The following is a 20,966-nucleotide window of genomic DNA, read 5'->3' as shown; positions in this document are numbered from 1 at the left end:
TTGGTGTGAATAACAACAACGGTACGTTGGAAGTGAAATTATCGAGAGATCTGAACCTCACGAGTGCAGGTAGCATAACGCTTGGTGATACGTTATTAAACAGCACTGGTTTAACTATTACCGGTGGACCGAGTGTGACTAAAGGCGGTGTCAATGCAGGTAATAAGACCATCACTAACGTCGCAAACGGTACGAACGGCACGGATGCGGTGAATCTTAACCAATTGAATGCCTCGGTAGCGAATGCTGGTTTTAACTTAGTCACAAAAGCGGTAACGGGTACGAACGGTCAATCAAGTGAGGTTGATGGTTTAACGGCTGCTGGTAAACGTTTAGCGACCAATGAAAACTTTACGTTGGATGCGGGTAATAACATTGTGATTAAACAAATCGACAATGGTTATGAAATTGCAACGAGTAACAATTTAGTTATCGGTGAGAAAGGCGCTAATGGAAAAGACGGCGTTGACGGTTCAATCGGCGTGAACGGCAAAGACGGTTCCGCGGTGGCAATCAACGGAAAAGACGGTTCAATCAGCTTAACCGGTCCGAAAGGTGCTGACGGCAAAGATGGTGCGTCTGCCAATATTAGTGTGAAAGACGGTGCTAAAGGTCTGGACGGTAATGACGGTAAAAACGGTGAAAGTAAAACGCGCATTGTTTACAAAAAACCGAATGGCGACATTGAAGAAGTGGCGACCTTAAAAGACGGTCTGAAGTTCAAAGGCGACGATGGTAAAGAAATTGCGAAGAAACTGAACGAGACGTTAAGCATCACAGGTGGTGCAAAAGGTACATTAACCGATAATAACATTGGCGTTGTCAACGAAGGCGGTAGCCTAAAAGTGAAATTAGCCGAAAATATCACTTTAGGAAATAACGGTAGTGTGAATATCGGTAATACCACCGTTAACAATGACGGTTTAACGATTAAAGGCGGACCGAGTGTGACGGCTGGCGGTATCAATGCAGGTAATAAAAAAATTACCGGTGTTGCAAATGGTACTAATCCAACCGATGCGGTGAACTTAAGTCAGTTAAACGCGTCAGCGGCGTCTTCAAAAACCGAAGTGAAAGCAGGCAACAATGTCAATATCAAGAAAGAGACAGGTGCGAACGGTCAGGATATTTACACGGTTAATGCGAACACAAGTACGGTAAGTAACGGTTCAAGTAAAATTAAAGTGACCTCAATAGATAAAGGCAACAATGTTACTGATTATGCCGTGGACTTATCGGATGAAGCGAAAGCACAGCTTGCAAAAGAAGAAAGTGTTACCGCAGGTGATACCAATGTGAAAGTGACACCAAACGGTACAAATGCATCCGGTGGTAAAGACTTTGCAGTAAGTTTGAACAAAGATCTTAATTTGACGAAAGACGGTAGCATTACCCTTGGTAATACCACATTGAAAGAAGGGAATCTTACTATGGGTAACACCACCGTTAATAATGATGGTGTGACAATTAAAGACGGTCCTTCTATCACAAATAATGGTGTTAATGCAGGCGACAAGAAAATCTCTAATGTAAAAGATGGAGATATTACCCCGACCAGTAAAGATGCGATCAATGGCGGTCAGTTATATACGGCGATGAACAATACCGGCTTTAATTTGGCAACTAACGGCCAAGATACTGCAACCGATAAACGTATCAATAACAATGAAGTTTTCAACCTAAATCAAGGTAATAACATTGTTGTTAAACAGATCGATAACGGTTACGAAATTTCAACGGGTAACAACTTAGTTATCGGTGAAAAAGGCAAACCAGGTCAAAATGGTCAGCCGGGTAAAGACGGTGTTGATGGTTCAATCGGTGTAAACGGTAAAGATGGATCATCTGTTGTGATTAACGGCAAAGACGGCTCAATCGGCTTAACCGGCCCGAAAGGCGCAGACGGTAAAGACGGCGTATCAGCTAATCTTTCTGTGAAAGACGGTGCTAAAGGTCTGGACGGTAATGACGGTAAAAACGGCGAAAGTAAAACGCGCATTGTTTACAAAAAACCGAATGGCGACGTTGAAGAAGTAGCCACCTTAAATGACGGCTTGAAGTTCAAAGGCGATAACGGTGAGGTTATCAATAAAAAGTTAAATGAAACCTTGAATATCACAGGTGGTGCAAAAGGTACATTAACCGATAATAACATTGGCGTTGTCAACGAAGGCGGTAGCCTAAAAGTGAAATTAGCCGAAAATATCACTTTAGGAAATAACGGTAGTGTGAATATCGGTAATACCACCGTTAACAATGACGGTTTAACGATTAAAGGCGGACCGAGTGTGACGGCTGGTGGTATCAATGCCGGTAACAAAGTCATTAGTAATGTGGCAAATGGTGTGAAAGGCACTGACGCTGTGAATATGAACCAATTAAACCAAGTTCGCGGCGATATCTATAATGTGAACAATCGTGTTGACAAGTTAGATAAACGCGTTCGTGGAATTGGTGCAAATGCCGCAGCCGCTTCTTCATTACCACAAGTAATGAGTCCGGGTAAATCAATGGTAGCCGCAGCCGCAGGCGGATATAGCGGTGCGTCAGCGGTTGCCGTAGGTTATTCAAGAGCCAGCGATAACGGTAAGGTTATCTTGAAATTAACTGGTACGGCTAACTCTGCAGGTCACTATTCCGGTGGCGTGGGGGTAGGTTACCAGTGGTAATCTCTACTCGGTGAAGTCATTAAGTTTCTTAACTTAATAAAACATCATTAATTTAATCTGCACCTAAATGTTGGTAAACGCCGACAGATTAAGGTGCAGATTTTTTATTGCCTTGATTTGGGGTTGTCCCCCATTCAGTATCACTTGTCCTTTGCCTCAACGGAGGTATATTTCCCTTTTTGTAAAATGAAAGAATCAAAACAAATTTTGTGTTTTTCTCACAATGTTGCAAAATAGCCAAAATTTTAGACATATCTTAGAGAAATGATTGTATTTAGTAATATTTCCTTAAAACGCGGGCAAACAGAATTACTTGAAAATGCTACGGCAACCATTAATCCAAAACAAAAAGTAGGCTTAGTGGGAAAAAACGGTTCTGGTAAATCTTCGCTATTTGCCTTATTAAAAAAAGAACTTCAGGCGGAAGGCGGAGACGTTACTTACCCATCGAATTGGGCTATATCATGGGTGAATCAGGAAACGCCGGCATTAGAAATTTCCGCTTTGGACTATGTGATTCAAGGGGATCGAGAATATTGCCGTTTACAGTCAGAACTTACTCAAGCGAGTGAGTGCAATGATGGTAATGCCATTGCACATATTCATGACAGGTTGGATGCGATCAATGCTTGGACAATCCGATCCCGTGCGGAAGCGCTGCTACACGGATTAGGTTTTACACAGGCTGAGACTACGCATAGTGTAAAATCTTTCTCCGGCGGTTGGCGAATGAGATTGAATTTGGCACAGGCGTTGCTTTGTCCGTCAGATTTATTATTGCTTGATGAACCCACTAACCACTTAGACCTAGATGCTGTCATCTGGCTTGAACGCTGGCTGGTGAATTATCAAGGAACGTTAGTATTGATTTCCCACGACCGTGATTTTCTTGATCCTATCGTGAATAAAATTTTGCATATAGAACACCAAAAGCTAAACGAATATACCGGGGATTATTCTTCTTTTGAAATCCAGCGTGCGACTAAACTTGCTCAACAAGCGGCAATGTATCGCCAGCAACAACAAAAAATTGCCCATCTGCAAAGCTATATTGATCGCTTTAAAGCTAAAGCTACCAAAGCAAAACAAGCACAAAGCCGTGTGAAAGCCTTGCAGAGAATGGAGTTAATTGCACCGGCTTATGCGGATAATCCCTTTACATTTACCTTTCGTCCTCCCGTTTCGTTGCCCAATCCTTTGGTGATGATTGAACAAGCTAGTGCCGGTTATGGTAAAGGGGAAAGTGCGGTTGAAATTTTGCGTAAAATTAAACTCAATCTTGTGCCGGGTTCCCGCATAGGATTGCTGGGTAAGAATGGGGCGGGAAAATCCACTTTGATTAAACTTTTGGCGCAAGAGCTTACCGCACTTTCCGGTACGATACAGCTCGCTAAAGGTGTGCAATTGGGGTATTTTGCTCAACATCAACTTGATACTCTCCGTGCGGAAGAATCCGCTTTGTGGCATATGCAAAAACTCGCAGCGGAGCAAACAGAGCAACAACTGCGTGATTATCTCGGTAGTTTTGCTTTTCACGGTGATAAAGTAAATCAGCCCGTTTCCTTTTTTTCTGGTGGCGAAAAAGCACGTTTGGTTTTGGCCTTGATTGTATGGCAACGCCCGAATTTGCTGTTATTGGATGAACCGACCAATCATTTAGATCTTGATATGCGCCAAGCTTTAACGGAAGCGTTGGTAGATTATGAAGGATCGTTGGTCGTAGTGTCGCACGATCGCCATTTGCTACGTAATACAGTGGAAGAATTCTACTTGGTACATGACAAACAAGTCGAACCGTTTAAAGGCGATTTAGAGGATTATCAAAAATGGTTGACGGAACAAAATAGCCAAGTTTCTACAAAATCAGTAGAAGAAAATACATCGACAGAAAGTGCCCATTCCAATCAAAGTCGCAAAGAACAAAAACGCCGGGAAGCTGAATTGCGCCAACAAACCGCTCCGCTCCGGAAAAAAATCACGCAATTGGAAGAAAAAATGAATACATTGGCCGGGCAGCTGGCGGAAATTGAAAACAGCCTTGCGGATTCAGCACTTTATAGTGTAGAAAATAAAGAAAAATTGACCGCACTTTTGGCGCAACAAGTGCAGACCAAAAAAGCTTTGGAGACCGTGGAGACGGGTTGGATGGAGGCGCAAGAGACATTGGAAGAAATATTATCGAATACGGAGTGATTATGGTTGAATCCCTTTTTCATCATACAAAACAAGAAGAGTATTGCCCGAAGTGCGGTTTGACTTTGCAAATTAAACAGGGCAAAAAAGGGTTGTTTCTTGGTTGTAGTGGCTATCCGCAATGCGATTATTTACACCCTCTGCATCGTATGGAATATAAAGTATTGAAAGAACTGGATGAAGCTTGTCCGCAATGCGCTAATCCATTACAGTTGAAACAAGGTGCGTTCGGCATGTTTATCGGTTGTAGTGATTATCCGCAATGTGATTTTGTCGTACACGAAGAACAAAAACCGGCAGAAAAAATCGCTTGCCCGCAATGTCAAAAGGGGCATCTAGTCGCCCGCCGTGGGCGACAGGGGAAAACATTTTATGGCTGCGATAATTTTCCTCATTGCAAATTTTCCTTACCGGCTAAGCCCTATGAAACGCTTTGCCCGCAATGCGGTTTTTCTCTCGCGTTATTAAAAAGTGAAAATGAAAAAGGACAACAGATGCAATGTGCAAATAAAACCTGCCGCCATATTTTTGAGATTTCCAAATGACTTTACAACAAATTGTCGCCTGTTTATTACAAGATCAAGTTGTCGCCTACCCTACCGAAGCGGTATTTGGTTTGGGGTGCAATCCGTTAAGTGAAAGTGCGGTCAGAAAATTACTCGATTTAAAACAACGTCCTATGGAAAAAGGATTAATTTTGATTGCGCCGACTTTGACATTTTTACAGCCTTTTATTGATCTTTCAGCGGTGACGGAAACGCAAATGGCAAGGCTTACAGCCCGTTATGATCGCCCAATTACTTGGGTTGTACCGGCAAAATCGGATGTTTCCCCCTTGCTTACCGGAAAATTTAACACAATTGCGGTGCGTTTAAGTGATCATTCGGAGGTAAAAGCGTTATGCGAATCAGCAGGTTTTGCATTGACTTCAACGAGTGCAAATTTAACCGGTGCGCCGCCCTGTCGGACAGGGGAGGAAGTGCGGTCGCAATTTGGCGAGGATTTTCCTGTCTTAGATTTAGCGGTAGGCAAAGCGAAAAATCCTTCTGAGATTCGTGATTTGATGACTAACCAATTGTTTAGACAAGGATAAGATATGGATTACTATGCGGTGTGGGGCAATCCCATTTCACAAAGTTTATCGCCGTTGATTCAAGGCAAATTTGCGGCAGAAACCCAACAAGCGATGATCTATGAGGCAAAATTAGGTGATCTTGATACCTTTGAGCAACAGCTTGTCACATTTTTCTCTCAGGGAGCAAAAGGCTGTAATGTGACTGCGCCTTTTAAAGCCCGAGCTTATCGGCTTGCCGATGAACATAGCGAACAGGCAAAACTTGCGGAAGCTTGTAATACGCTGAAGAAATTAGAAGACGGTAGGCTTTATGCCGATAACACGGATGGGATCGGTTTGGTGACGGATTTAGAACGTTTAAATTGGATAAAACCGAATCAGCGTATTTTAATTTTAGGCGCCGGTGGCGCAACTCAAGGCGTATTGTTCCCCCTATTGCAAGCCCGACAAACTATCGTACTAGCCAACCGCACTTTGGTGAAAGCCCAAGCCTTGATTGATAAATTTCAACCTTACGGCGAGATTCAAGCGGTGGCGATAGATAAGATTCCTGTTCAACCTTATGATCTGATTATCAACGCAACTTCCGCAGGGTTAAGTGGAAATACCGCGCCTGTCTCGGCGGATATTCTTAAATTGGGGTACGCCTTTTATGATATGCAATACGCCAAAGGAGCGGATACGCCGTTTATTACTTTTTGTAAAAGTTTAGGTTTGGTAAATGTGAATGACGGGTTTGGGATGTTAGTGGCGCAAGCGGCACATTCATTCCGTTTATGGCGTGGAGTGATGCCGAATTTTGCGAAGGTTTATAGCGAACTCAAAGAGAGGATCCTATGACAAGATGTTCGTGGGCGGGAGATTTGCCGATTTATATTGCTTATCACGATAATGAATGGGGTAAGCCGGAATTTGACAGCCAAAAATTATTCGAGAAAATTTGTTTAGAAGGGCAACAGGCTGGCTTATCGTGGATTACGGTGTTAAAAAAACGTGAGGCGTATCGGGCGGCATTTCATCAATTTGACCCTGAAAAGGTAGCAAAAATGACCGCACTTGATATTGATGCCTGTATGCAAAATACGGGGCTGATTCGCCATCGTGCTAAATTGGAAGCCATTGTTAAAAATGCTAATGCTTATTTGGCGATGGAAAAGTGCGGTGAAAATTTTAGTGATTTTATTTGGTCGTTCGTCAATCACGAACCGATTGTGAATGATGTGCCGGATTTATCCGTTATACCGACTAGAACCGAGATATCCAAAGCGATGTCAAAAGCACTGAAAAAACACGGTTTTGTATTTGTAGGTGAAACCACTTGTTATGCCTTTATGCAATCAATGGGATTAGTCAATGACCATATAAATGATTGTCGTTGTAAATGATCTTCCAGTATAATCGCTCGGATTTTATCGATAAAAAGAATTAAATTATGAATAAAAAATATACTTTAATTTCGCTTTCTATTTTGACCGCACTTTATAGCCAAACGGCTTTGGCGGATTTACGCTCGCAATGTTTGCTGGGCGTGCCAACGTTTTCCGGTGAGGTGGTATCGGGGAATCCGAATGATTTACCCGTTTATATTGAAGCGGATGATGCGGAAATTAATCAACCAACGAATGCGATTTATAAAGGCAACGCCGATTTAAAGCAAGGTAATCGACGTTTGATAGCCCATTCCGTAGAGGTAAAGCAAATCGGTGAAGGGACGGCATTGCAGCGTTTCGCTTATGTGCGTGGCGGATTTGATTATAAAGACGATCAAATCAATATGTTGGGGCAAAATGCGGATTTTAATTTAGACTCGAAAGACGGTAATGTGACGGAAGCCGATTATCAATTGGTAGGACGTCAAGGCCGGGGGAAAGCACAGGAAATTGAATTGCGCAATAATACCCGTGTGATGAAAAATGCCACCTTTACTTCCTGTTTACCGAATGATAACGCATGGGCGGTGGATGCTTCGGAAATTCGTCAGTACATTAAAGAAGAATATGCGGAAATGTGGCATGCACGTTTTAAGATACTGGGGGTGCCGGTATTTTATACGCCATATTTGCAACTCCCTATCGGTGATCGCCGCCGTTCGGGTTTGTTAATGCCGAATGTAGGAAGTTCTAGCCGTGACGGTTATTGGTATTCCCAACCGATTTATTGGAATATAGCACCGAATTATGATGTGACCGTTATACCAAAATATATGTCGCACCGAGGTTGGCAATTAAACGGTGAATTCCGCTATTTAACGCCGGTTGGAGAAGGCAAAATTGCCGGCGAGTATTTAGCGCGTGATCGCTATCGTGAATATTATGGCGATAATCGTAAACGTCATTTGTTTTATTGGAACCATAGCTCATCTTTTCTTGAAAATTGGCGTTTGAATATCGACTATACGCGAGTAAGCGATAAACGCTATTTCACGGATTTTACTTCCGACTATGGGAGTAGCACGGACGGTTATGCCAACCAATATGCACGTATTGCTTATTACCAGCCAAATTACAATTTCGCCATTTCTGCACGCCAATTCCAAATCTTTGATGAGGTGGATATCGGGCCTTATCGTGCAATGCCGCAAATTGATTTTAACTATTATAAAAATGATTTAGCGAATGGTTGGTTAGACTTTAAGTTATTCTCACAGGCAGTACGTTTTGATAATGATAGTAGCCTTATGCCAACGGCTTGGCGTTTTCACCTTGAGCCTAGTTTAGCCACGGCAATGTCGAATAAATACGGTAGCTTGAATATTGAAACTAAACTTTATGCCACCCATTACCAACAGAAAAAAGGAAAAGGAGCTGGTGCAGAAGAGGTGGAAAGCCGGGTAAATCGGGTTATTCCACAAATTAAAGTGGATTTACAGACCGTTTTAGCACGGGATACCACATTTTTAAAAGATTATACGCAAACCTTTGAACCGCGCGTGCAGTATTTATATCGCCCGTATCGCAATCAAAGCAATATCGGCTCAAGCCGTACCAATGATTATTTGGGGTATGGCTATGATTCCTCGTTGGTTCAACAAGATTATTATTCTTTATTCCGTGATCGCCGTTATAGCGGGTTAGACCGTATTGCTTCGGCCAACCAAGTGACTTTGGGGGGGACAACCCGTTTTTATGACAGACATTCAAAAGAACGTTTCAATTTCTCTGTCGGACAAACTTATCACTTAACCGATTCCCGAATTGACAGCAATCCGGCAAACAGTACGCAGCGTTCTTCTTCCTCTTGGGCGTTGGAATCAAATTGGAAACTCAATGATAATTGGAACTGGCATGGTAGCTATCAATATGATACCCAGTTGAAGAAAACCTCATTAGTCAATACCAGTATTGAATATAATCCGGAAAGAAATAATTTAATTCAGTTAAATTATCGTTATGCGAGCCAAGCTTATATAGACCAAAACTTAGGGCGATCCGCCAATGCCTATAATCAAGATATTAAACAATTAGGCTTGGTCGCAGCTTGGGAAGTGACGGACAATTGGGCGGTGGTCGGAAAATATTATCAAGACTTAGCTCTGAAAAAACCGGTAGAACAGTATCTTGGCGTGCAGTATAACAGCTGTTGCTGGGCGATAGGTGTCGGGGCGAGACGCTATGTCACCAGCCGTCAAAATCAAGGGCAAGATGAAGTGCTGTATGATAACAGTATCGGCGTGATCTTTGAATTACGCGGTTTAGGCACCAATGATCACCAAAGCGGTATTCAAGATATGTTGAAAAAAGGTAAATTGCCGTATATTAAAGCCTATAGTTTGTAGGCGTAGGCTCGCCCTAAATTATCTTCGGAATGAGGTTTTTGCTCAAAGGATATTTTATGAAAAAACAACTAATATTGACCGCACTTTTGGGTGCGATGGTATTAACCGGCTGTGCAACCAAGCCAAATGGAGAGCGTAATGATCCAATGGAAGGGTTTAACCGCACAATGTGGGATTTTAACTATAAAGTAGTGGATCGCTACGTGTTAGAACCGGCGGCAAAAGGTTGGCGTGATTATTTACCTAAACCGCTAACAAAAGGGCTTACTAACGTTGCGAATAATTTGGATGAACCGGTGAGTTTTGTAAACCGTATGATTGAAGGCGAGCCTAAAAAAGCCTTTGTGCATTTTAATCGTTTTTGGATTAATACCGTATTCGGTATCGGCGGTTTATTTGATTTCGCCAGTGCGAGCAAAGAATTACAAGTCTATGAACAACGCGGATTTGGTGAAACATTAGGGAGTTATGGGGTTGATGCCGGTGCCTATATGGTACTGCCGCTTTATAATGCGACAACCCCGCGTCAATTAACCGGTGCAATTGTGGATGCCGCCTATATGTATCCGTTCTGGGAGTGGGCGGTGGACGGTCCTTTTTCACTGGTTAAATATGGTGTTCAAGTATTGGACTCCCGTGCGAAGAATTTGGATAATACGGAATTGTTAAATCAAGCGCAAGATCCTTATGTCACTTTCCGTGAAGCTTATTTCCAAAATTTGGAATTTAAAGTCAATGACGGAAAAGTAAAAGAAGGTTCGCAGAAAGAGCTTTCTGATGATGTGTTGAAAGAAATTGATTAATAAAAAGTGCGGTTGATTTCACCGCATTTTTCTCTATGAAAAGCAAGGAAAGGAGAACAGACTATGACAAAAATTATTCATACCGAGAAAGCCCCTGCGGCAATTGGCCCTTATGTTCAGGCGGTAGATTTAGGGAATTTGGTTTTGACTTCAGGTCAAATTCCGGTGAATCCGGCAACGGGTGAAGTACCGACCGATATTGTGGCACAAGCCCGCCAATCTTTAGAAAATGTAAAAGCTATCGTGGAGCAAGCCGGTTTAAGCGTAGCGGATATTGTAAAAACCACCGTATTCGTGAAAGATTTAAATGATTTTGCCGTGGTGAATGCGGAGTATGAGCGTTTCTTTAAAGAGAATAATCATCCGACTTTTCCTGCCCGCTCTTGTGTAGAAGTGGCACGTTTACCAAAAGATGTGGGGCTGGAAATCGAAGCTATCGCAGTAAGAAAATAATATAAGGTGTAGTTTTGGATCTTTTTTCGCCAAATAGCTTTACAAGAAAAAGGATTCACCTTATAATCTTGCACCTTTGTTATGGCTTTAGGCTATAACCCAATTTCTGGTTGGTGCTTGACCTATTCAAGCCCCGTCCAAGACCGTAGGGGAGCAATCTTAATCATCCTACGTAGATGGTGTACAGAATAAGAATTTTTCTTGCTTCTGGGCACCGAAGTCGTCCTAATCTTAGATTAGGTAAATTAATTCCGAGAAATCGGAGTGTATTCAGGAGCTAAAAGCCAATGGCATTAAATCTTCAAGACAAACAAGCAATTGTTGCTGAAGTAAATGAAGCAGCCAAAGGTGCACTTTCAGCGGTTATCGCGGATTCACGCGGTGTGACTGTTGAGAAAATGACTGAATTACGTAAAGCGGCTCGTGAATCGGGTGTAACAATGCGTGTGGTTCGTAATACTTTATTACGCCGTGCGGTTGAAGGCACAGATTACGAATGCTTAAAAGATACGTTTGTAGGTCCAACACTTATCGCGTTCTCTAATGAACACCCGGGCGCAGCTGCGCGTTTGTTCAAAGAGTTTGCTAAAGCAAACGATAAGTTTGAAATTAAAGGTGCCGCCTTTGAAGGTAAGATTCAGGATGTTGAATTCTTAGCAACATTACCAACTTACGAAGAAGCAATTGCACGTTTAATGGGCACAATGAAAGAAGCGGCAGCAGGCAAACTTGCCCGCACTTTTGCAGCATTACGCGACAAATTACAAGAAGCGGCTTAATTTCTAAGCGTTTTTTACTTCATTTAACTTTATTTATTTTAGGAATTGATTGTTATGTCATTAACTAACGAACAAATCATTGAAGCGATTGCTTCTAAAACTGTAACAGAAATCGTTGAATTAATCGCAGCGATGGAAGAAAAATTCGGCGTTTCAGCAGCGGCAGCGGTAGCGGCAGCACCTGCAGCTGGCGGTGCGGCGGCAGCTGAAGAGAAAACTGAATTCGACGTAGTACTTGCTGAAGCTGGTGCAAATAAAGTAGCAGTAATCAAAGCAGTACGCGGTGCAACAGGTTTAGGCTTAAAAGAAGCTAAAGACTTAGTTGAATCTGCACCTGCAGCGTTAAAAGAAGGCATCTCTAAAGAAGAAGCTGAAGCGCTTAAGAAAGAATTAGAAGAAGCCGGTGCAAAAGTAGAAATCAAATAATTTTTGATTCTCTTATGCCCTGTTTCTCAGGCTTAATGGCTGGTGGGTTACCATCAGCCATTTTGTGCTATCAAAATAGGCACAAAAAACAGATAATAATTTTCCGTTTAATCTTATCTGTTTCCCACTCAAGTTAATTATAGACGTTTTAATTTGAGTAGCCCACTACAGAAGTAAGGTTCAGAGTGCGGTTCCTGAAAACGGTGTCCATACCTTGATATGAGTTAAAATCCGGTCAAAATTGACCGCACTTTTTCTTGTATCAGCTCAGTCTCACTAAAATTGATAGAGGAAAACCAACCAATGGGTCTCTCCTATTCTGAGAAAAAACGAATTCGTAAAGACTTCGGCAAACGTCCGCAAGTTTTAAATGTACCTTATTTATTAACTATTCAATTAGATTCGTTTGATAAATTTATTCAAAAAGATCCTGAAGGTCAGCAAAGTTTAGAAGCTGCTTTCCGTTCAGTCTTTCCAATTGTTAGCAACAATGGTTATACCGAATTACAATATGTCGACTACCGTTTAGAAGAACCGGAATTTGATGTACGTGAGTGCCAAATTCGTGGTTCGACTTACGCTGCTGGTTTACGTGTTAAATTACGTCTTGTAAGTTACGATAAAGAGTCATCTTCACGCGCCGTTAAAGATATTAAAGAAAATGAAGTGTATATGGGGGAAATCCCATTAATGACGGATAACGGTACTTTTGTCATCAATGGTACCGAGCGTGTTATCGTTTCACAATTACACCGTAGCCCGGGCGTGTTCTTTGATTCCGATAAAGGTAAAACCCATTCGTCGGGTAAAGTGCTTTATAACGCACGTATTATTCCTTATCGCGGTTCTTGGTTGGATTTTGAATTTGATCCGAAAGATAATCTTTATGCACGTATTGACCGTCGTCGTAAGTTACCGGCAACCATTATTCTTCGTGCATTAGGGTACACCACCGAAGAAATTTTAAATTTATTCTTTGATAAAGTAACCTTTGAAATCGTTGATAATAAATTATTAATGACCCTAGTGCCCGATCGTTTACGTGGTGAAACGGCGTCATTTGATATTGAAGCGAACGGTAAAGTCTATGTCGAGCGTGGCCGTCGTATTACTGCCCGTCACATTAAAGCGTTAGAGAAAGATAATGTAAGCCAAGTTGTTGTGCCTACCGAATATATTGTAGGCAAAGTGGTAGCAAAAGATTATGTCGATTTGGAGTCCGGTGAAATTATTTGTCCGGCAAACGGTGAGCTTTCTTTAGAAGTCTTAGCGAAATTAGCGCAAGCCGGCTACAACGTCATCGAAACCTTGTTCACCAATGACTTGGACTACGGTCCTTATATTTCAGAAACCCTACGTGTTGATCCAACCTACGATAAAACCAGTGCGCTTTACGAAATTTATCGTATGATGCGTCCGGGCGAACCACCGACACCGGAATCATCGGAAGCCTTATTCCATAACTTATTTTTCTCTGCGGAACGTTATGATTTATCGGCAGTAGGTCGTATGAAATTTAACCGCTCTTTGGGTGTTCCTGAAGGTGAAGGTACGGGAATTTTAAGCAACGAAGATATTATTCGTGTTATGGAAAAACTCATTGATATCCGTAACGGTCGTGGTGAAGTGGATGACATTGACCACTTAGGGAATCGTCGTATTCGTTCTGTCGGTGAAATGGCTGAAAACCAATTCCGCATCGGTTTAGTGCGGGTGGAAAGAGCGGTCAAAGAGCGCTTATCTTTAGGCGATTTAGATGCGATTACGCCACAAGACCTAATTAATCCGAAACCGATTTCTGCAGCAGTGAAAGAATTCTTTGGTTCTTCACAACTTTCACAATTTATGGATCAGAACAATCCATTGTCGGAAGTGACTCATAAACGCCGTATTTCTGCGTTAGGTCCGGGCGGTTTAACACGTGAACGTGCTGGTTTTGAGGTGCGTGACGTACATAACACCCATTATGGTCGTTTGTGTCCAATCGAAACGCCGGAAGGTCCGAACATTGGTTTGATCAACTCCCTTTCTGCATTTGCCCGTACTAATGACTACGGTTTCTTAGAAACCCCGTATCGTAAAGTTATTGATGGTCAAGTAACGGAAGAAATCGAATATTTATCGGCAATTGATGAAGCAAATTATATCATTGCACAGGCAAACTCAAATCTCGATGAAAACAATCGTTTTACCGATGCTTTTGTTACGGCGCGTGGTGAGCGTGGTGAGTCCGGTTTATATAAACCGGAAGACATCCACTATATGGACGTTTCAACACAGCAAGTGGTGTCTGTTGCGGCGGCGTTGATTCCATTCCTTGAGCATGATGATGCGAACCGTGCCTTGATGGGGGCAAACATGCAACGTCAGGCGGTTCCGACTTTGCGGGCGGATAAACCGTTGGTGGGAACGGGCATGGAAAAACCAATTGCGCTTGATTCCGGGGTAGCGGTTGTTGCTAAGCGTGGAGGTACCGTTCAATATGTGGATGCTTCACGTATCGTAATTAAAGTCAATGAAGATGAAACCGTAGCAGGTGAAGCGGGTATTGATATTTATAACCTAATCAAATACACCCGTTCTAATCAAAATACCTGTATCAACCAAATTCCTTGTGTGAATTTAGGCGATCCGATTAATCGCGGTGAAGTCTTGGCCGATGGTCCTTCAACCGATTTAGGGGAACTGGCGTTAGGTCAAAATATTCGTGTGGCGTTTATGCCGTGGAATGGTTATAACTTTGAAGACTCTATGCTAGTTTCTGAACGTGTCGTTCAACAAGATCGTTTCACGACGATTCATATTCAAGAGCTTTCTTGTGTGGCTCGCGATACGAAATTAGGCGCAGAAGAAATTACCGCCGATATTCCGAATGTGGGTGAATCCGCACTCAGCAAATTGGATGAGTCCGGTATCGTTTATGTCGGGGCGGAAGTAAAAGGCGGCGACATCTTAGTGGGTAAAGTCACCCCGAAAGGTGAAACTCAATTAACGCCGGAAGAAAAATTGTTGCGTGCGATTTTCGGTGAAAAAGCCTCTGATGTGAAAGATTCTTCATTGCGCGTACCAAATAGCGTCAGCGGTACCGTTATAGACGTACAAGTATTTACCCGTGATGGCGTAGAAAAAGACAAACGTGCGCTAGAAATTGAAGAAATGCAATTAAAAGAGGCGAAGAAAGACCTTTCCGATGAGTTGGAAATCTTAGAAGCCGGTTTATTTGCACGGGTTCGTAATCTTCTTATCGCAGGCGGTGTAAATACGGCACAATTAGATAAGTTGGATCGTACTAAATGGTTAGAACAAACCATTGCGGATGAAGATAAACAAAATCAGTTGGAACAGCTTGCCGAGCAATACGAAGAACTTCGCAAAGAGTTTGAACATAAACTAGAAGCGAAACGTAAGAAAATCATCAAAGGTGACGATCTTGCACCGGGCGTATTGAAAGTGGTGAAAGTTTATCTGGCGGTGAAACGTCAAATCCAGCCGGGTGATAAAATGGCGGGTCGCCACGGGAACAAAGGGGTTATCTCAAAAATCAACCCTGTGGAAGATATGCCATACGATGAAAACGGTCAGCCGGTTGAGATTGTGTTAAACCCGCTGGGCGTTCCGTCCCGTATGAATATCGGGCAGATTCTTGAAACCCACTTAGGTTTGGCGGCGAAAGGTATTGGTGATCAAATCAATGCCATGCTCAAACAAAAACAAGAAGTGGAAAAATTACGTAACTATATGCAAAAAGCCTATGATTTAGGGCAAGGTTCACAAAAAGTGGATTTAAGCACTTTCACCGATGAAGAAGTGCTGCGTTTGGCTGACAATCTACGTAAAGGTTTACCGGTTGCGACACCTGTGTTCGATGGTGCGGACGAAACGGAAATCAAGGAGTTATTAAAACTCGGCGGTTTACCGACTTCCGGTCAAATTATCCTATACGATGGGCGTACCGGAGAAAAATTTGAGCGTCCGGTAACCGTGGGTTATATGTATATGCTCAAGTTGAACCACTTGGTTGATGACAAAATGCATGCCCGTTCAACCGGTTCTTACAGTCTCGTTACGCAACAACCGTTAGGCGGTAAAGCGCAATTCGGGGGACAACGTTTCGGTGAGATGGAAGTATGGGCGCTTGAGGCATACGGCGCAGCTTATACTTTACAAGAAATGTTAACCGTGAAATCCGATGACGTGAACGGTCGTACGAAGATGTATAAAAACATCGTCAGCGGCAACCAACAAATGGATCCGGGTACGCCGGAATCTTTCAACGTAATTATGAAAGAAATCCGTTCGCTTGGTTTAAATATCGAGTTAGACGAAGAGTAATTAGGAAACTTTCTTTCTCCAAATGATGGGGAAGGAAAGAAAAATGAAATCGCCGAAGTGCGGTCAAAATTCTCGGTAATTTTTAACCGCACTTTAAACCTTTAACTCCGACAGGAGAATATTTGTGAAAGACTTAGTTAAGTTTTTAAAAGCACAGTCAAAAACCAGCGAAGATTTTGATGTGATTAAAATTGGGTTAGCCTCACCGGATATGATCCGTTCTTGGTCATTTGGTGAAGTGAAAAAACCGGAAACCATTAATTATCGCACCTTCAAGCCTGAGCGTGACGGTCTTTTCTGTGCACGTATTTTCGGGCCGGTAAAAGATTACGAATGTTTATGCGGTAAATATAAACGTTTGAAACACCGGGGCGTTATTTGTGAAAAATGTGGCGTTGAAGTCACCCAAACCAAAGTTCGCCGCGAACGCATGGGGCATATTGAATTAGCCTCACCGGTTGCACATATTTGGTTTTTAAAATCCCTTCCGTCCCGTATCGGTTTATTATTGGATATGCCGTTGCGTGACATTGAACGCGTACTTTATTTTGAAATGTACATCGTCACCGAACCGGGCATGACGGATTTAGAGCGCGGTCAATTATTAACGGAAGAACAATATCTTGATGCCGAAGATCGTTGGCAAGACGAATTTGAAGCAAAAATGGGGGCGGAAGCGATCCAAGATCTATTAAAAGGTATGGATCTTGATGTGGAATGCGAAAAATTACGTGAAGAGTTACAGGAAACCAATTCTGAAACAAAACGTAAGAAAATTACTAAACGTCTAAAATTGTTAGAAGCATTTATTCAATCCGGCAATAAACCGGAATGGATGGTGATGACCGTATTACCCGTACTCCCACCGGATCTTCGTCCGTTAGTACCGTTAGACGGCGGACGTTTTGCGACCTCCGATTTGAACGATTTATACCGTCGAGTAATTAACCGTAACAACCGTTTAAAACGTTTATTGGATCTTATTGCGCCAGATATTATCGTGCGTAATGAAAAACGGATGTTACAAGAATCGGTCGATGCGTTATTGGATAACGGTCGTCGCGGTCGTGCAATTACCGGTTCTAATCGTCGCCCGTTAAAATCCTTAGCGGATATGATTAAGGGTAAACAAGGTCGTTTCCGTCAAAACCTATTAGGTAAACGTGTTGACTATTCGGGCCGTTCCGTAATCACCGTAGGTCCGTATTTACACCTACATCAATGCGGTTTACCGAAGAAAATGGCATTGGAATTATTCCGTCCGTTTATCTATGCGAAATTGGAAAGTCGCGGTTATGCCACAACCATTAAAGCAGCGAAGAAAATGGTTGAGCGTGAAGAGGCGATTGTTTGGGATATTCTTGCAGAAGTGATTCGCGAACATCCGATTCTGTTGAACCGTGCTCCAACACTTCACCGTTTGGGTATTCAAGCGTTTGAACCAATCTTAATCGAAGGTAAAGCGATTCAATTACATCCGCTCGTGTGTGCGGCGTTCAATGCGGACTTCGACGGTGACCAAATGGCGGTTCACGTTCCATTAACCCTTGAGGCTCAATTAGAAGCCCGTGCGTTGATGATGTCAACCAATAACGTTCTTTCACCTGCGAACGGTGATCCTATCATCGTACCGTCACAAGACGTTGTATTGGGGCTTTATTATATGACCCGAGAAAAAGTGAACGGTAAAGGCGAAGGAATGTTATTGCAGGATCCGCGTGAGGCGGAAAGAGCTTATTCTACCGGTCAGGCAGAATTGCATTCTCGTGTAAAAGTGCGGATCACCGAATATGTAAAAAATGAAGCTGGTGAACTTGATGCCGTAACAACATTAACGGATACAACGATTGGCCGTGCGATTTTATGGATGATTGCTCCGAAAGGTATGCCTTATGCGTTGTTTAATCAAACATTAGGCAAAAAAGCGATCTCTAAATTAATTAATGAAGCATACCGTCGTTTAGGCTTAAAAGAATCGGTGATGTTTGCCGACCAGATTATGTATACTGGTTTTGCTTATGCGGCTCGTTCCGGCTCATCTGTCGGTATTGATGACATGGTAATCCCTGAGAAGAAATATGAAATTATTTCGGCGGCGGAAGACGAAGTAGCGGAAATCCAAGAGCAATTCCAATCCGGTCTTGTTACAGCGGGCGAACGTTACAATAAAGTGATTGATATTTGGGCTGCTGCGAACGAACGTGTTGCAAAAGCGATGATGGAAAATCTTTCTACGGAAGAAGTGCTGAACCGTGAAGGTAAACCGGAAAAACAAGCATCGTTTAATAGTATTTTTATGATGGCGGATTCCGGTGCGCGTGGTTCTGCGGCACAGATTCGTCAGCTGGCGGGTATGCGTGGTTTGATGGCGCGTCCGGACGGTTCGATTATTGAAACGCCAATCACTGCGAACTTCCGTGAAGGGTTGAACGTACTTCAGTACTTTATTTCAACCCACGGTGCGCGTAAAGGTTTGGCGGATACTGCATTGAAAACGGCAAACTCCGGTTATTTGACCCGTCGTTTAGTTGATGTAGCACAAGACTTAGTGATCATTGAGGATGACTGTGGTACGCATGAAGGCCTAGTGATGACCCCATTAATTGAGGGTGGCTATGAAAAAGTCCCACTTCGCGAGTTAGTATTAGGTCGTGTAGCTGCGGAAGATATCTATAAACCGGGAACGGAAGAAGTCTTAATTGCACGTAATACGTTATTAGATGAAAAACTGTGTGATGTGTTAGATGCAAATTCGGTAGATAGTGTGAAAGTACGCTCTGTGGTAACCTGTGATACCAATTATGGCGTCTGTGCTAAATGCTACGGTCGTGACTTAGCGCGCGGTCACTTAATCAATCAAGGTGAAGCGGTAGGCGTTATTGCGGCGCAATCTATCGGTGAACCGGGAACGCAGTTAACCATGCGTACGTTCCATATCGGTGGTGCGGCGTCTGCGGCAGCGAAAGAATCCAGCGTACAAGCGAAAAATACCGGTACATTACACTTAGCCAATGCGAAATTTGTAACGAATGATGAAGGTAAATTAGTGTTAACTTCCCGTAATACGGAATTAACCGTTACTGACGCATTCGGTCGAACCAAAGAACACTATAAAGTGCCTTATGGTGCGGTATTAAGTAAAGGGGACGGTCAAGAAGTAACGGCGGGTGAAACCGTCGCGAACTGGGATCCTCATACCATGCCGGTTATATCTGAAGTGACCGGTTTCGTAAAATTTGTGGATATCGTGGACGGCTTAACCGTAACACGCCAAACCGATGAATTAACCGGTTTATCCTCCATTGTGGTACAAGATGTGGGTGAACGTGCAACGGCGGGTAAAGATTTGCGTCCAACCATTAAATTGGTTGACGCAAACGGTAATGACGTTTTCTTACCGGAAACCGATGTTATTGCACAATACTTCTTACCGGGTAAAGCAATCGTAAGTTTAGACGATGGTGCAGCGGTGAAAGTGGGCGAACCTTTAGCCCGTATTCCGCAAGAATCTGTGGGAACGAAGGATATTACCGGCGGTCTTCCGCGCGTTGCAGACTTGTTTGAAGCCCGTAAACCGAAAGAGCCGGCAATTTTGGCGGAGATTTCTGGTATTGTATCCTTCGGTAAAGAAACCAAAGGTAAGCGTCGCTTATTAATCACGCCGACTGAAGGTGAAGTGTACGAAGAAATGATTCCGAAATGGCGTCAGCTCAACGTATTTGAAGGTGAAATGGTACAACGTGGTGATGTGATCTCCGATGGTGCGGAAACACCACACGATATTTTGCGTTTACGTGGCATACGTGCCGTAACCGAATACATTGTGAACGAAGTTCAAGATGTTTACCGCTTACAAGGGGTAAAAATCAATGATAAACACATTGAAGTTATCGTTCGCCAGATGTTGCGTAAAGCGATTGTCACAAATGCTTACGACTCTGAGTTCCTAGAAGGAGAGCAGGTAGAAGTGGCACGCGTGAAAATCGTAAACCGTAAACGTGAAGCGGAAGGCAAACCACCGGTTGAATTTGAGCGCGAATTATTGGGTATCACCAAAGCGTCTCTTGCGACGGAATCCTTCATCTCTGCGGCTTCATTCCAAGAAACTACGCGTGTTCTGACCGAAGCGGCGGTGGCAGGTAAACGTGATGAATTACGTGGTTTGAAAGAAAACGTTATCGTTGGTCGCTTGATTCCGGCTGGTACCGGTTTTGCCTATCACCAAAACCGCATTAAAAACCGCCAAAAAGCAGCTGAATTAGCGGTGGAAGCAATTGAACAACCTATCTCTGCTTTTGCAAGCGATGCGGATATCGAAGCGGAATTTGAATTTATCGCTGACGATGCAACGCAAAGCCTAGCGGCATTATTAAATTCCGAAATGGAAGATTAATTTTGCAAGGTAGATAAAAAAGCCCCGAAAGGGGCTTTTTTGTTGATGATGATCGGATTAATGACTTA

At 43.0% G+C, this 20,966-nt stretch carries 13 protein-coding genes; all 13 read left to right on the top strand.

The annotated features are described in order from the left end of the window. On the top strand, positions 1-2,669 hold a 2,669-nt coding region (locus BKL51_RS01400), incomplete at its 5' end, for a YadA family autotransporter adhesin (RefSeq protein WP_198930097.1). 264 nt (positions 2,670-2,933) lie between these two features. After that, complete coding sequence (locus BKL51_RS01395) at positions 2,934-4,862, top strand: ABC transporter ATP-binding protein (protein WP_077464968.1); 1,929 nt, start codon at positions 2,934-2,936, stop codon at positions 4,860-4,862. 2 nt (positions 4,863-4,864) lie between these two features. Continuing rightward, positions 4,865-5,407 (top strand): type I DNA topoisomerase, encoded by a 543-nt coding sequence (locus BKL51_RS01390; protein WP_077464967.1) that lies wholly within the window; start codon positions 4,865-4,867, stop codon positions 5,405-5,407. Then, complete coding sequence (locus tag BKL51_RS01385) at positions 5,404-5,955, top strand: Sua5/YciO/YrdC/YwlC family protein (protein WP_077464966.1); 552 nt, start codon at positions 5,404-5,406, stop codon at positions 5,953-5,955. Before BKL51_RS01390 ends, BKL51_RS01385 begins: the two co-directional genes overlap by 4 nt. 3 nt (positions 5,956-5,958) lie before the next feature. Then, positions 5,959-6,777, top strand: coding sequence for a shikimate dehydrogenase (aroE, locus tag BKL51_RS01380; RefSeq protein ID WP_077464965.1), 819 nt, complete (start codon positions 5,959-5,961; stop codon positions 6,775-6,777). Then, positions 6,774-7,322 carry a DNA-3-methyladenine glycosylase I gene (locus BKL51_RS01375; protein ID WP_077464964.1) on the top strand — a complete coding sequence of 183 codons (549 nt, stop codon included), beginning with the start codon at positions 6,774-6,776 and terminating at the stop codon, positions 7,320-7,322. Before aroE ends, BKL51_RS01375 begins: the two co-directional genes overlap by 4 nt. Positions 7,323-7,369: 47 nt before the next feature. Beyond that, positions 7,370-9,712: an LPS assembly protein LptD gene (gene lptD / locus BKL51_RS01370; protein WP_077464963.1), complete on the top strand. Its 2,343-nt coding sequence runs from the start codon at positions 7,370-7,372 to the stop codon at positions 9,710-9,712. Between the two features lie 56 nt (positions 9,713-9,768). After that, positions 9,769-10,515, top strand: a complete 747-nt coding sequence (locus BKL51_RS01365) for a VacJ family lipoprotein (protein ID WP_077464962.1) — start codon at positions 9,769-9,771, stop codon at positions 10,513-10,515. Between the two features lie 63 nt (positions 10,516-10,578). Further along, a complete protein-coding gene (locus tag BKL51_RS01360) occupies positions 10,579-10,968 on the top strand; it encodes a RidA family protein (RefSeq protein WP_026215482.1) in 390 nt (129 codons plus the stop codon). A gap of 287 nt (positions 10,969-11,255) precedes the next feature. Continuing rightward, positions 11,256-11,747, top strand: coding sequence for a 50S ribosomal protein L10 (gene rplJ / locus BKL51_RS01355; protein ID WP_059368646.1), 492 nt, complete (start codon positions 11,256-11,258; stop codon positions 11,745-11,747). 54 nt (positions 11,748-11,801) lie between these two features. Next, on the top strand, positions 11,802-12,173 hold the full coding sequence (gene rplL, locus BKL51_RS01350; RefSeq protein WP_059368645.1) for a 50S ribosomal protein L7/L12: 372 nt from the start codon (positions 11,802-11,804) through the stop codon (positions 12,171-12,173). A gap of 303 nt (positions 12,174-12,476) precedes the next feature. After that, positions 12,477-16,505 carry a DNA-directed RNA polymerase subunit beta gene (gene rpoB, locus BKL51_RS01345; protein WP_077464961.1) on the top strand — a complete coding sequence of 1,343 codons (4,029 nt, stop codon included), beginning with the start codon at positions 12,477-12,479 and terminating at the stop codon, positions 16,503-16,505. A 124-nt stretch (positions 16,506-16,629) separates the two neighbouring features. Next, positions 16,630-20,898, top strand: coding sequence for a DNA-directed RNA polymerase subunit beta' (rpoC, locus tag BKL51_RS01340; RefSeq protein ID WP_077464960.1), 4,269 nt, complete (start codon positions 16,630-16,632; stop codon positions 20,896-20,898). Positions 20,899-20,966: the final 68 nt, after the last annotated feature.

It is taken from the genome of Rodentibacter sp. Ppn85 (assembly GCF_001999335.1).
Lineage (GTDB): Bacteria > Pseudomonadota > Gammaproteobacteria > Enterobacterales > Pasteurellaceae > Rodentibacter.
The sequence above is the reverse complement of the archived record's forward strand: the minus strand, read 5'-3'. Positions and strand labels throughout refer to the sequence as shown.